This window comes from Amycolatopsis orientalis DSM 40040 = KCTC 9412 (assembly GCF_000478275.1).
GTDB lineage: Bacteria > Actinomycetota > Actinomycetes > Mycobacteriales > Pseudonocardiaceae > Amycolatopsis > Amycolatopsis orientalis.
Window position 1 is genome coordinate 208828 of the sequence record NZ_ASJB01000028.1, and the last position, 13185, is coordinate 222012.

Genomic DNA, 13185 nt, shown 5'->3' on the forward strand with positions numbered 1-13185 from the left:
TCACGCCGCCCTGATCGGGGTGGCGGGCCTCGCCGGTCCGGGGTCGGGCGCGAGCAGGTCCGCGCGCAAGGCGATGCGCAGGTCGAGCCGCTCCTGGGGGTCGTCGAGGCGGTCGCCGAACAGCACCCGGAGACGGCGCAGGCGGTTGCGGACCGTCTGGGGATGCACCCCCAGGTTGTTCGCGATCTCGGGGGCGCCGCCACGGGCGGAGAGCATCGCGTCGAGGGTCTCGGCGAGCTTCGTGCGCTCGTTCGACGGCAGTCCGGCGATCGGTTCCAGGCTGCGCCTGACCAGCGCGGTCGTGAGCACCTCATCGGCGAAGAGCCAGTGCGTGGTCAGGTGATCCGACCAGCGGACGAGCGGGCCGTCCTCGATCACCTCACGCCGGACCAGTTCCAGCGTCCGCCGGGCCCACCGCAAGGAGGTCGCGGCGTCGGCGGGCGCCACCGCGGGACCGACCGCCGCCCGCGTCCCCGCCAGCACGCGGCCGATCTCGATGTCGTCGGGCACGAGCAGGTGCGGGTACTCCCCGGTGAGGTCGGCCAGTACCTCCGGGCCGAAGGAGGCGCGGACCGCGCCGGGCTCCGCGGCGATGGCGACCACCTTGGCGGGCGGCACCCAGCCCGCGTCAGCCGCGAGTCCCGCCCACTTCGCGGGCGGGCGGCCGCTCAAGATCTCCTGGAGCAGGTCGCGGCGCAGCTCGGCCATCGACGGCGTGTGCGCGGCGCGGTAGGCGGCGGTGGACAGCCGGATCAGGACATCGACGCAGCGGAGCAGGGCCTCCACCCCGGTGTCCATCAACGCGGGCCCGGCGCCGGGCTGCCGCGACAGCGAGGCCAGGACGGGCAGCGCGCACCGGCCCGCCGAGTGGAAGGCGCGGGAAAGCCGGTCGAGCCCCTTGCCTGCGGCGTACTCCGCGACCCCCATCCGCCGGAAGGCGTCCGCCCCGGCGGCGATCCCGAGCGCGGAGTCCCTCCCGTCGTGCTCCAGGACAGACGCGACGAACTCGGTGGCCCGCGTGTCGAGCAAGGGCGCGTGCTCGGGCAGGAGATGCCGGACACCGTCGACGACGGTGCGGGCGATCACCAGGGCGGCGGAGCGGGCTGGAGCTAAGGACGCGGTCATGTCGACCTCCGGGCAGCGAATCGTCGGGGCGCCGAGTCTGCTGCTCCGAGGTGGCGGGCACATCGGGTGAATTACGTAGTCGGGCCTCCCGGGCCTACGCATCACCCGTTCGTGACGGTTCAGCCGGGCCAGGTGGCTCGTGAGTGGTAATGACGGTTCTAACCGTCATTACCACTCACGAGGCTGGAGCACCTGCCGCGGCGGCTTATTCGCAGACAGCGCCGTGTGCGGCGCTCTGAACGACCTTCGCGTACTTGCCGAGGACACCGCGCGTGTACGCCGGGGCCTTGGGCGTCCACCCTTCCCGCCGCGCCTCGAGGTCGTCGATCTCGACTTCGAGCGTCCGGTTCGCGACGTCCAGCGTGATCGGGTCGCCGTCGCGTACGAACGCGATCGGCCCGGCGTCGACGGCTTCAGGCGCGATGTGACCGACGCAGAGGCCGGTCGTGCCGCCGCTGAACCGGCCGTCGGTGATGAGCAGGACGTCCTTCCCGAGTCCGGCGCCCTTGATCGCGCCGGTGATGGCGAGCATCTCGCGCATCCCCGGTCCGCCCTTGGGGCCTTCGTACCGGATGACGACGACGTCGCCCGCGACGATCCGGCCCTCCGCGAGCGCGTCGAGGGCGGCCCGTTCGCCGTCGAAGACGCGCGCGGTGCCGGTGAACGTCGATTCGTCGAAGCCCGCCGACTTCACGACCGCGCCTTCCGGGGCCAGCGATCCCTTGAGGATGGTCAGCCCGCCGCTCTTGTGGATCGGGCGGTCGAGCGGGCGGATGATCTCGCCGTCGAGCCCGGCGGGCGCGATGCCTTCGAGGTTCTCGGCCATCGTCCTGCCGGTCACGGTCAGCACGTCGCCGTGCATGAGCCCGGCGTCGAGCAGCGCCTTCATCACCACGGGGATGCCGCCGACCTTGTCGACGTCGTTCATCACGTACTTCCCGAACGGTTTGAGGTCGCCCAGGTGCGGGACCTTGTCGCCGATCCGGTTGAAGTCGTCGATGCGCAGGTCGACCTCCGCCTCCCGCGCGATCGCGAGCAGGTGCAGGACGGCGTTGGTCGAACCGCCGAGCGCCATCACGACGGCGATGGCGTTCTCGAACGCCTCCATGGTCATGATCTGCCGCGCGGTGATGCCCTGCCGGAGCATGCCGACGACGGCCTCCCCCGACCGGTGGGCGAAGCCGTCGCGGCGCCGGTCGACGGCGGGCGGGGCGGCCGAACCGGGCAGTGACATCCCGAGCGCCTCGGCCACCGACGCCATCGTGTTGGCGGTGTACATCCCGCCGCAGGCGCCTTCGCCGGGGCAGATCGCGCGCTCGATCCGGTCCACCTCGGCGCGGCTGATCTTGCCGGCCAGGCAGGCGCCGACGGCTTCGAAGGCGTCGATGATCGTGACGTCCCGGCCGTCGACCTGGCCAGGCATGATCGAGCCCGCGTAAAGGAAGACCGAGGCGAGATCGAGCCGAGCGGCGGCCATCAGCATGCCCGGCAGCGATTTGTCGCAGCCCGCCAGCAGCACGGAGCCGTCCAGCCGCTCGGCCATCATCACCGTCTCGACGGAGTCGGCGATCACCTCCCGCGACACCAGCGAGAAGTGCATGCCCTCGTGCCCCATGGAGATTCCGTCGGACACCGAGATCGTGCCGAACTCGAGCGGGTAACCCCCGCCCGCGTGCACACCGTTCTTGACCGCCTTGGCCAGCCGGTCCAGCGACAGGTTGCACGGGGTGATCTCGTTCCACGAGGACGCCACGCCGATCTGCGGTTTGGCGAAGTCGTCGTCGCCCATCCCGACGGCGCGGAGCATCCCGCGGGCCGCCGCGCGCTCCAGACCGTCGGTCACGTCGCGGGAACGGGGTTTCAAATCCGGCTGGTCCTCCGGCATCGGGACACCTTTCCTTCGTGGTGGGACACCGGGCACGCTGCCAACCGAAGCCGCCCGGCGCAACTCACCGCTCCGCGTCCGGCCCACGGTGCGGCGTCCCACGGTGCAGCGCGATCCGCGTGATCGCGTGGTGCTCCACGCCGAGCACTTCGGCCGTCCAGCCGGAGACCACCACCCGGTCGCCCGGTCGCTCCGGGATCCGGCCGAGGAGCACGAGGATCATCCCGGCGATCGTCGCGTACTCCCCCGGCGGCGCGTCCGGCAGTTCGACACCGACGTCGACGAGGTCGTGGACGGGGAAGGTGCCGGGCAGCACCAGGGAACCGTCCTGGTGCTCGCGCACGGCCAGCACGTCCCGGTCGGTCTCGTCGTAGATCTCGCCGACGATCTCCTCCAGCAGATCCTCCAGCGTCACCATCCCCGCGACGGCGCCGTGTTCGTCCACGACCAGCGCCATCTGCTCCCGTTCGGCCTTGAAGCCGCGCAGCGCGTCCGAGACACGCAGCGAATCGGGGAACACCACGGCCGGCCTGGCCACCTCCGCGAGACTCCCGTGGTCGCCGAGCAGATCACGCAGATGCACGACGCCGACGACGTCGTCCAGATGTCCGCCGCGGGCGACCGGTGCCCGCGAATACCCGGCCTCGGCCAGCTGCCTTCGCGCCGATTCGAGGTCCTGTTCCAACGAGAGCGTCAGCACCGCCCGCCGCGGGACGAGCACTTCACGCAGCCGTCGTTCGTGGATCTCCAAGGCGCCGTTCATGATCATGCGCTGTTCGGCGTTCAGTCCCCGTTGCGCCGACACCAGTTCCCGCAGCTCCTCGGGCGACATCTGATCCGGATCGGCCTCCGCCCGGCCGCCCAGCATCCGGACGATGAGGTTCGTCGCCGCGCTCAGCGTCCACACCGCGGGCCTCGAGATCGCCGACAGCAGGTTCAGCGGGCGCGCCACCAGCAACGCCCACCGCAGCGCGTTCTGCATGGCCAGCCGCTTCGGCGCCAGTTCGCCGAACACCAGGGTCAGGAACGTGAGGACGACGGTCACCAGCGCGACGGCCACCGCCCCGGCGGCGTCGCCGAGGAAGCTCAGCAACGGCACCACGGGTTCGGCGAGTGCCACCGCCGCGGTCGCCGAGGCCAGGAACCCGGCGAGCGTGATGCCGATCTGGATCGTCGCAAGGAAGCGGTTCGGGTCGCGCGCCAGCCGCACCAGTGTCCGCGCCGAGGCGCGGCCGTCCCGTTCCAAGGCCCGCAACTGCCCCTCGCGCAACGAGATCAGCGCCATCTCGCTGCCCGCGAACACCGCGTTGAGCACCACCAGCACCGCGACCAGCGCGATGTCGAACCCGTAGTCGCCCACAAGCACTCCCCCGGCCCGCCGGAAGAGCAGAACTTTACCGAGGCCGAAGCGGGTCCGCAGAGGTCGGACGGGTCGATACTGACACGTCGTTCCGCTACCTTCGAAGGACCCGCACGGACGGAGTCCTGATGTTCACACTCAAGACCGCTCCCGCACGGACGTTTCTGCGCCGGGCGGAGGAGATCGCCAAACCGGTCGCCCGCTGGAGCATCGGCCACGCGCTCCCCCGCGTCGCCTTGCGGGCCGCGGCGCGCCGGGGCGATCTCCAGGGCAGGCTCTCCGTCGAGGCGAGCGGCGGCGCGGACCTGACCGGGCTCTTCGACGAGATCCGCGCGCACGGCGCCATCGCCACCACCCGGGTCGGGCATGTCACCACGCGGCACTCGGCCTGCAAGGAGATCCTGACCAGCGACGCGTTCAAATCCGTCCGGTTCGTTCCGGACAACCCGCTGCTCAACCGGCTCGTCACCTGGTCGGCGTCCGGTCTGATCCATCCGATCGAACCGCCGTCGCTGCTCGCCAGCGAACCGCCCGACCACACGCGCTACCGGAAACTCGTCACGCGCGTTTTCACCGCCCGCGCTGTCGAGCAGCTGCGGGAACGCACGCAGGCGATCACCGACGAACTGCTCGACGGCCTCGACCCGGCGAACCCCGTCGACCTCATCGAGTCCTACTGCGGCCTCCTGCCGGTCACCGTGATCAGCCAGATCCTCGGTGTCCCACCGGAAGAGCGCGACAAGGTGCTCGCGCTCGGCGGTGCCGCGGCCCCCAGTCTCGATCTGGGCCTGCCGTGGCGGACCTTCCGGACCGTCGAAGCGACACTGGCCGAGTTCGACACCTGGCTCACCGAGCATCTGGAGAAACTGCGCGCGAACCCCGGCGACAACCTCCTCAGCAAACTGATCGCCGCCCGCGAGGACGGCGTCGGGCTGACCGAACGGGAACTCAAGGCCACCGCGGGACTGGTGCTGGCAGCCGGGTTCGAGACGACCGTCAACCTCCTCGGCAACGGCATCGCCCTGCTCACCGCGCATCCGGACCAGCTCCGGAAACTGCGTGAGGATCCGGGTTTGTGGAGCAACGCCACCGACGAGATCCTCCGGTACGACCCGCCGGTCCTGCTCACCGGCCGATTGTGCGCACGCGACACCGAAGTCGGCGGAACGCCGGTCGCCCGCGGGGCGATCGTCAGCACGGTCCTCGCCGGCGCCAACCGGGATCCGGAGATCTTCGAAGACCCGGGCGCGTTCGACGTCACGCGCGCGAACGCGCGGGACCACGTGTCGTTCGGAGCCGGGCGGCACTACTGTCTCGGCGCGTCGCTGGCGCGGATGGAAGGGGAGATCGGGCTGCGCTCGATCTTCGAACGGTTCCCCGGGCTGCGGCTCCGGGACGGGGCGCGGCGGCGGCAGACGCGGATACTGCGCGGTTTCGAACGGCTTCCCGCCACCCTCACCTGAGTGCCTCGTGAGTGGTAATGAGGGTTAGAACCGTCATTACCACTCACGAGGCGACCGGGGACTCGCCGCAAGCGGGCATTTTTACCGGACCGGGCTCCCGGGGCGGTCACTACTGTCGCGCCGGTGACGACCACTCCGGACCGCACCGGCAAGGAAGCCCCGGAGCTGCCCGTCTTCACCGGCATCGGGTGCCTGATGGGATTCTTCATGACCGTGCTGGCCCTGATCGGCCCGGCCATGCTGTGGCTCAGCACCCGGTTCGATCCCGCCGACGACGATCGCCTGGTCGTCATCGCGATGGGCGCCGTGTTCACGATCGGCGGCCTGGCGACCATCGGCTCGCATCTGTGGCAGAACGCCAGGGCGCGGGAGACCCACCGGGAACTCGACCGGACCGGCGTCCGCGCGGCCGCCGAAGTCGTCTCCAGCAGGCGGATCTGGGTCGGCGAGGTGACCACTCCGGCGGACGACGTCGATCTCGTCGTCACCGGGCCGGGGGTGACGCCGTTCAGCGCACGGCTCCTCACCGAGGACGTCGGCCGTTACGCGACGGGCAAGGTGGTACCCGTCGACGTGGACCCGGGAACCCTGCTGTTCCGCCTCGCCGACTGACCTCGCCGCGATCATTGCCCGGCAGCATCGTATCGCTTATCGTATATGAAATTCACCCCCCGATGCTGCGAGGTGACGTCTTGACCACCGCCACCGCCGACCCGACCACCACCACGGTCGCGCGAGATTTCACCGATTTCCGCACGGTGGTGTCGCATTCCTTCGTGCCGTTGCACGTGACGAGCGAACACCGCGACCAGTTCCGCGGCCGCATCCGCTCGTGCGGCGCCGACGACGTCCAGCTGACCGAGGTGACCGCCTCGGCCCACAAGGTCGAACGGACGCCCGAACTCATCGCCAGGGCGGACAGGCACTACTACAAGCTGAGCCTCATCCTGTCCGGGACCGGGCTGCTGGTGCAGGACAACCGCGAGGCGATGCTCCGTCCAGGGGACGTGGCGCTGTACGACACGCACCGGCCGTATTCACTGGTGTTCGAAGAGGATTTCCGCACGCTCGTGGTGATGTTCCCGCAGCGGCTCATCGACCTCCCCCGCGACCTGGTCGGCCAGCTGACCGCGGTCCCGATGTCGGGCAAACGGGGCATGGGCAACGTGGTGGTGCCGTTCCTCGCGCAACTCGGCAGCAACCTCGACCAGCTCGGCGGGCCGGCGGGCGTCCGGCTCGCGCATACCGCGGTCGACCTGCTCGCCACGCTGTTCGCGAGCGAACTCGACCTCGCCCGCGCCACGGCCGGACCTCATCACGAACTGATGCGCCGCGTCCTCGCCTACATCGACACGAACCTGTCCTCCACCGACCTCGGCCCGGCGCAGATCGCCGCCGAGCACTACATCTCCACCCGGCATCTGCACGGCCTCTTCCACGAACAGGGAACGACCGTCTCGGGCTGGATCCGCACGCGGCGCCTCGAACACTGCCGCCGTGAACTGCTCGACCCGGTGCACGCCTCCCGTCCCGTCGCCGCCATCGCGGCGAAGTGGGGTTTCGTCGACGCGCCGCATTTCAGCCGGGTGTTCAAGACGGAATTCGGCCGCTCGCCGAGCGAACTGCGCCGTGGCTTGACCGTGAGCGAGCGGTTGTTGCCACCCAGCGCGTGACAGCTGGCCCTCCTCCTGGCCTCGCCCCGACGATGACCGCATGTCCGAAGCACCCGAGGAACAATGGCGTACCTATGACGAGTTCGCCGCCGGAATCGCCACCTACCGCCTGCCGAACGCGGACCTGTCGGGCCGCGCACTAGCCGTCACCCTCGACGACGGGACGACGCTCGCGTTGCGGTTCGAGGACGCGGAAACCGTCACCTGCAACGGCATCAAGGATCCCTACGACGCGGTGGCCGTCCGGGAAGACGTCATCTTCGTCAATCTCCCCCACACCAGCGTGGACGGTGAAGCACTCACCGTCGTCTTCTCCACGACGACCCATCGCGCGCTGGCCGTGCGCTCGGTGATCGGCGCGGAGGACGTCGAGGGCGTTCCCCGTGTCTCCCAGACCTTCTGGTCCGGCACCACCGACGGTGGCACGCCGACCGGCGAGGTGCCGGGCCCGTCGCGCGACCTGATCGGCAAGCGCAACATCTACCGCTACAGCCCGGAACACCTCTACGAACACGTGTACGTGTCCTCCCAGCGCTATGCCTGGCAATGCCTCGAAGGCGTGCAGCGGGGCCACGGGGACATGGACCTGTCGACGGTGTGGAAGTTCCAGGACGGGCTCTACCTGTTCTGCTTCCGCGAATTCCGCATCGCCGTGGCGAGTGTGTGGCTGCACGACCTCGGCTACGCGTTGAAGACCACCGGCGTCTTCCTCGGCCTGACCGGCGACGGCCGGTCGGAGCATTCCCGCGCGGGCGGGCACATCTACCCACTCGGCGCCGTCGCCTATCCCGACGCGCAACCGGTTTAGAGGAGATCGAATGTCCCATGTAGACGTCATCGCCGCGCATTACGCCGCGAGCGACCGGGGTGACCTGGCGGGCATGCTGGCCCCGCTCGGTCCCGACACCACCTGGACGGAGGCGGCCGGTTTCCCTTACGCCGGTACCTACACCGGTCCCGAAGAGGTACGGGACAACGTCTTCGGCGCGATCGCGAAGGATTGGGAGGGCTACTCCTTCACCCTCGGCGACCTCCTCGACGCGGGTGACACGGTGGTCGGCGTCGGCACCTACCAGGGCAAGCACCGCGAGACCGGTCGTTCCTTCACCGCCCGCGTCGCGCATGTCTGGCGGTTCGAGGGCGGCAAGCTCGCCTCCTTCGAGCAGATCGTCGACTCCGTGCCCGTCGTGAACGCCGCGGAAGACCGGTGAAGCGCGCCCGGCGCGTCCTCGCGCTCTCCGCCGCCGTCCTGCTCGCGACCGCGGGCTGCGCGGGCGCAGGCAGCGGTGCCGGCGGGCCGATCGTGGTCGGCTCGGTCAACGCGCTCAGCGGCGCGGCCACCTTCCCCGAAGCCTCCCAGGCGGCCAAGGCTGTGTTCGACGCGGCCAACGCGAGCGGCGGCGTGAACGGAAGACAGATCCAGTACAAGGCCCTCGACGACAAGGGCGACCCGGCGGCAGCGGCGGCGGCCGCCCGCGAGGTCGTCGGCCGCGACGAGGCCGTGGCGCTGGTCGGCTCGTCCAGCCTCATCGAATGCGAGATCAACAACAAGTACTACGAGCAGCAGAAGATCCTGTCCATGCAGGGCATCGGCGTGGACCCGGCGTGTTTCTCCAGCCCCAACATCGCCCCGGTCAACGTCGGCCCGTACCACGACATGACGCTGACCCTGCTCTACGGCTCGGAAACGCTGAAACTGAACGACATCTGCGCGCTGCTGGAGATCGCGGGCAACACACTGCCGTCGTACCAGGCGGCCATCGACGAGTGGTCGGCCATCACCGGCAAGAAGCTCAAGTACCTCGACGCGACCGTGCCCTACGGCGGTTCCGACTACACCTCCTACATCGTCAAGGCCCGCAACGCCGGCTGCAAGGCGATCACGGTGAACCCGGTCGAGCCCGATTCCATCGGGCAGCTCAAGGCCGCCGCGGCGCAGGGCTGGAACGACGTCACGTGGCTGCTGCTGACCAGTGTCTACAGCGAGAACTACGCCAAGGCCATCACCAACGCCGGTGCCGGCGTGTACGTGCCGGCCGAGTTCTACCCGTTCACCGACGCGACCAGCCCGCAGAACAAGGACTGGCGTGACCTGATGACGAAGAACGGCATCCCGCTGACGTCGTTCAGCCAGGGCGGCTACCTGGCGGCGAAGTACTTCCTCGACGTCGTGCGCGGGATCGGCGGCGACATCACCCGCGAGTCGGTGACCAAGGCGTTGCGTGAGATGAAGCCGGTCAGCGACCCGATGGTCGGCACGCCGTACGTCTTCGGCCCCGGCGAAACCCACCACGACAACACCTCGGGCTGGCCGATCAAGCTCGCCTCGGGCACCAACAAGTGGGAGCTGGTCGCGAACGACTGGCTGCGTATCCCGAAGAAGTAGGAGGAAGCGATGCTGCAGGGAGCGCTGGCAGGCCTGGCCGCCGGCGGACTGTACGCGGTGTTGGCGGTGTGCCTGACGCTGATGTCGCGGCTGGTGCGGGTGGTGAACTTCGCGCAGGCGGCCACCGGGATGTTCGGGTGCTACGTGGCGGTGTTCCTGTCCGTCCACCTGGGACTGCCGACGTGGCTCGCCACGGTGGCGGGGATCCTGCTCGGCGGGCTGCTCAGCGCGCTGCTCGGCTGGATCGTGTCGACCTGGCTCGCCGAAGCGGACACCGGCACCCGCTCGGCGGTCACGGTGGCGGTGCTGCTCCTGCTGATCTCGCTGTCGTTCATCCTGTTCGGCAACAAACCGCAGCCGTTCCACCCTCTCCTCGACGGTCCGGCGCTCACCGTCGCGGGTGTGGTGATCAGCCAGGTCACCGTGGTCACCGTCGCACTGGCGGTGCTCGTCGCGGTGGCCAGCCGGATGGTGCTGAGCCGGACCCCGGCCGGAGTCCGGCTCAGGGCGCTGTCGGAACGCCCGACGACGGCGGAACTGCTGGGCATCCCGGCGAAACGGCTCAGCATCGCGGTGTGGGCGGCCACCGGGGTGGTCAGCACGCTGGTCATCTCGATCGTCGCGCCGTCGCAGTCGAACGACGCGACGTCGCTGGCGATGCTGGTGGTCCCGGCGGCCGCGGCGGCCCTGCTCGGCGGGTTCCGCCGTCTCGACCTCGCGGTCGCGGGCGGGCTGGCGCTCGGTCTGGTGCAGGGCGCGGCCGCCCAGGTCGACGGCCTTTCGGTGGTGCGGTACTTCCTGCCGTTCGCGGTGATCGTCGCGCTGCTGCTGTGGTCGCAGCGCAAGGAGGTGTGGGATGCGGCTCGCTGAACGAGGGATCCCGTTCGCGGTGGCGCTGGTGGCGGTCGCGGCGGGGTACGGCCTGAGCGTCGGGCTCGACGGGTATTTCGTCTACCTCGGCATGAGTGCCGTCGTCGCCGGGATCTCGCTGCTCGGGCTGGGCGTGGTCACCGGCAGCGCGGGGATGATCTCCCTGTGCCAGCTGACCTTCGGCGCCGTCGGCGCCTGGACGGTGTCCGCGCTCAACGAGGCGGGGGCGCCCGGCGGGTTCCTGACCTGGCTGCTGCTCGGCGGGCTCGCGGCCGGGGTGGTCGGGATCCTCGTCGGGCTCCCGGCGTTGCGGCTGCGCGGGATCAACCTCGCCGTCGTCACGCTGGGACTCGCGGCCGCGGCCGATCTCGCGCTGGTGCAGCTCCAGTTCCCCGGTGTCTCCGGCGGGATCTCGGTCGAACGGCCGGACGCCTTCTCCGACGACCGGTCGTATTTCCTGCTCGCGGTGGTGGTGCTGGTGCTGTGCTGCCTGGCCGTGTACTTCCTGCGCCGCGGGCGCTGGGGCAGCGCGTGGCAGGCGGTGGCGTTCTCCGAACGCGGGACGGCGGCCGCGGGGACGAGCGTGCGGACGTCGAAGCTGACCGCGTTCGCGGTGAGCGCGACCCTGGGCGGGATCAGCGGCGGCCTGCTCACCGGGCAGGTCGGGCTCGCCTTCCCGGCCAGTTTCACCGCGATCCAGTCCCTGGCGCTGTACGTGCTGGCGATCATGTCCGGCGCGCACCTGATCGACATGGCGGTGTTCGGCGCGGTGCTGTGGGTCGGTGTGCCGGAACTGCTGAAGCGCTGGGGAGTCCCGCAGGACTGGGGTTTCGTGGTCTTCGGGGTGCTCGGGGTCCAGGCGCTGGCCAGTGGCGGGAACCTGGGCACCACGGTGCGGCAGATCTGGTACCGGCGGTCCCGGAAGGAACCGGCGAAACTCGCTCTAACTTCCGGGGCTGGGGACGTCGACCCCGTCGCCCCCGGCCCGCCGGTGCTGACCGTGCGCGGGCTGAGCATGAACTTCGGCCACGTGGCCGCACTGTCCTCTGTGGACATCACGGTGCCGGAACACGGCGTGCTCGGCGTGATCGGGCCCAACGGGGCGGGCAAGTCGACCCTGGTCGACGCGATCAGCGGGTTCCTGCCGGACGCGGACGGCGTGGTCGAACTCGGCGGGAAGCCGTTGACCGGATCACCGTCGGACCGGGCCCGCGCGGGACTGCGCCGGACCTTCCAGCAGGACCGCGTCCCACCGGGACTGACGGTCGGCGCGTACGTCAAGTTCCTCGCGAGGCGCCGCCTCACCATCGGCGAGATCGGCGACGCGCTGGACTTCTTCGGCTGCCCCGCCGCCCGCACCCCACTGTCGCAAGTGGACGTCGGCGCGCGCAGGCTGGTCGAGGTCGTCGGGCATCTGCTGGCCGGACCGCGGGTCCTGCTCCTCGACGAGCCGGCCGCGGGACTGCCGCACGAAGAGCATGTCGCGTTCGGGGAGCGGCTGCGGCAGGTTCCCGCCCGGTTCGGGGTGTCGGTGCTGCTCATCGAGCACGACCTCGACCTGGTGCGCTCGGTCTGCGACACGATCACCGTCCTCGACTTCGGCCGTGTGCTGGCCTCCGGCCCCCAGGCCGAAGTGCTCGCCGATCCGGCCGTGCTCAAGGCGTACATGGGCGAAACGGAGCTGCTGTGAACGCTTTGCGGATAGCGGGGCTGACAGTCACCCGCGGTGCCGGGCCGGTGATCTCCGGCGTCGACCTCACCCTCGAACCGGGCCGGATCACCGCGCTCGTCGGCCCCAATGGTGCCGGGAAGACCAGCCTGCTGGAGGCCGTCTCCGGCGTGGTCGCCGCTTCGGCCGGAACCATCCACATCGGACCGGACGAGATCACGAAGCAGTCGAGGGTCTCCCGTGCCCGGCGCGGGCTGGCGCATATCGAGCAGGGGCGCGCGGTGTTCGGCGGCCTGACCGTGCTGGAGAACCTGATGCTGACCGCCCGCACCCGCGCGCGGGCCGACGAGCTGTTCGAGTTGTTCCCCGAACTGGAGAAACGCCGCGACTCACCGGCGGCGCTGCTCAGCGGCGGCGAACAGCAGATGGTGGTGCTGGCCCGCGCGTTCGCCGCGCGGCCGTCGTTCCTGCTGATCGACGAGATGTCGCTGGGCCTCGCTCCGGTGGTGTTCACCCGGCTGCTGCCGCTGGTGACCCGGTTCGCCGAGGAGGGCGCGGCGATCCTGCTCGTCGAGCAGTTCACGCATCTCGCCCTCGGCGTGGCGAGCGACGCGCTGGTGGTGTCCTCGGGCCGCGTCACCTACTCCGGCGACGCCCGGAGCCTGCTGGACTCGCCCGGCACCCTGCACACCGCCTACCTCGGCGAATCCTGACGCTCCCAGGATAGTCGTGAGTGGTAATGACGGTTTATTGA

At 70.1% G+C, this 13185-nt stretch carries 12 protein-coding genes; 9 read left to right on the forward strand and 3 right to left on the reverse strand.

Going from position 1 to position 13185, the window contains the following annotated elements; all coding sequences use genetic code 11:
* The 3 genes from L324_RS07445 to L324_RS07455 all read right to left on the reverse strand — a co-directional run bounded on the left by L324_RS07445 (position 1) and on the right by L324_RS07455 (position 4370).
* Positions 1-1125, reverse strand: coding sequence for a PucR family transcriptional regulator (locus L324_RS07445; RefSeq protein WP_037305282.1), 1125 nt, complete (start codon positions 1123-1125; stop codon positions 1-3).
* A gap of 205 nt (positions 1126-1330) precedes the next feature.
* On the reverse strand, positions 1331-3010 hold the full coding sequence (gene ilvD, locus L324_RS07450; protein WP_037305285.1) for a dihydroxy-acid dehydratase: 1680 nt from the start codon (positions 3008-3010) through the stop codon (positions 1331-1333).
* Between the two features lie 64 nt (positions 3011-3074).
* Entirely contained in the window at positions 3075-4370 is a 1296-nt protein-coding gene (locus L324_RS07455) for a hemolysin family protein (RefSeq protein WP_037305286.1), read from the reverse strand.
* Positions 4371-4498: 128 nt separating this feature from the next.
* Here L324_RS07455 and L324_RS07460 point away from each other — a divergent pair, with 128 nt between their 5' ends.
* The 9 genes from L324_RS07460 (at position 4499) to L324_RS07500 (ending at position 13144) form a co-directional block, all read left to right on the forward strand.
* Positions 4499-5833: a cytochrome P450 gene (locus L324_RS07460; protein WP_051173726.1), complete on the forward strand. Its 1335-nt coding sequence runs from the start codon at positions 4499-4501 to the stop codon at positions 5831-5833.
* Between the two features lie 123 nt (positions 5834-5956).
* Entirely contained in the window at positions 5957-6445 is a 489-nt protein-coding gene (locus tag L324_RS07465; protein WP_037305287.1) for a phosphoheptose isomerase family protein, read from the forward strand.
* Between the two features lie 62 nt (positions 6446-6507).
* Complete coding sequence (locus L324_RS07470; protein ID WP_037305288.1) at positions 6508-7506, forward strand: AraC-like ligand-binding domain-containing protein; 999 nt, start codon at positions 6508-6510, stop codon at positions 7504-7506.
* Positions 7507-7546: 40 nt separating this feature from the next.
* Complete coding sequence (locus L324_RS07475; protein ID WP_037305289.1) at positions 7547-8314, forward strand: MoaF C-terminal domain-containing protein; 768 nt, start codon at positions 7547-7549, stop codon at positions 8312-8314.
* Between the two features lie 10 nt (positions 8315-8324).
* The gene (locus L324_RS07480; RefSeq protein ID WP_037305290.1) at positions 8325-8717 is read left to right on the forward strand and encodes a nuclear transport factor 2 family protein; all 393 of its coding nucleotides are present in this window, start codon (positions 8325-8327) and stop codon (positions 8715-8717) included.
* Entirely contained in the window at positions 8714-9892 is a 1179-nt protein-coding gene (locus tag L324_RS07485) for an ABC transporter substrate-binding protein (protein ID WP_037305291.1), read from the forward strand. The genes L324_RS07480 and L324_RS07485 overlap by 4 nt, the downstream gene beginning before the upstream one ends.
* 9 nt (positions 9893-9901) lie before the next feature.
* Complete coding sequence (locus L324_RS07490; protein ID WP_037305292.1) at positions 9902-10762, forward strand: branched-chain amino acid ABC transporter permease; 861 nt, start codon at positions 9902-9904, stop codon at positions 10760-10762.
* Positions 10749-12452: a branched-chain amino acid ABC transporter ATP-binding protein/permease gene (locus tag L324_RS07495; RefSeq protein WP_037305295.1), complete on the forward strand. Its 1704-nt coding sequence runs from the start codon at positions 10749-10751 to the stop codon at positions 12450-12452. The genes L324_RS07490 and L324_RS07495 overlap by 14 nt, the downstream gene beginning before the upstream one ends.
* Entirely contained in the window at positions 12449-13144 is a 696-nt protein-coding gene (locus L324_RS07500; RefSeq protein ID WP_037305298.1) for an ABC transporter ATP-binding protein, read from the forward strand. The genes L324_RS07495 and L324_RS07500 overlap by 4 nt, the downstream gene beginning before the upstream one ends.
* The last annotated feature ends 41 nt before the right edge of the window (positions 13145-13185 follow it).